Genomic DNA, 501 nt, shown 5'->3' on the forward strand with positions numbered 1-501 from the left:
GGCCAATCATAGGCGAGCAAGGCATCGAAGGCAGCCGGAGTTAGCCCGCTGATGTCGCTGACGAATTTTTCGTTGATTTTTTTCAGGAAGTGATTGACCATGAGCGGGATGTCTTCTTTCAGCTCGCGAAGTGGGATGGTCTGAATCGCAATCACATTCAGGCGGTAGTACAGGTCTTCGCGGAATTTACCCTCCTGCACCGCTTTGTACAAATTAACATTGGTCGCGCATAGAATCCGCGTGTCGACTTTGATCGTTTTGGTGCCGCCGAGCCGCTCGAATTCCTGATGCTGGATGGCGCGCAGCACCTTCGCTTGCGTTGATAGACTCATCTCGCCGATCTCATCGAGAAACAGCGTCCCTTGATGCGCCAGCTCAAAACGGCCGATCCGCTGCTGCGTCGCGCCGGTGAACGAGCCTTTTTCATGGCCAAATAGCTCGCTTTCCAGCAAGTTGTCCGGCAAGGAAGCGCAATTGACCCGCACGAAAGCATGCTTGTAG

At 53.9% G+C, this 501-nt stretch carries 1 protein-coding gene; it reads right to left on the minus strand.

The window, feature by feature from the left end; all coding sequences use genetic code 11:
* On the minus strand, positions 1–501 hold a 501-nt coding region (locus EDM56_RS30935), incomplete at both ends, for a sigma 54-interacting transcriptional regulator (protein ID WP_148040447.1).

Origin of the sequence: Brevibacillus fluminis (assembly GCF_003710825.1) — a bacterium.
GTDB classification, from domain to species: domain Bacteria; phylum Bacillota; class Bacilli; order Brevibacillales; family Brevibacillaceae; genus Brevibacillus_D; species Brevibacillus_D fluminis.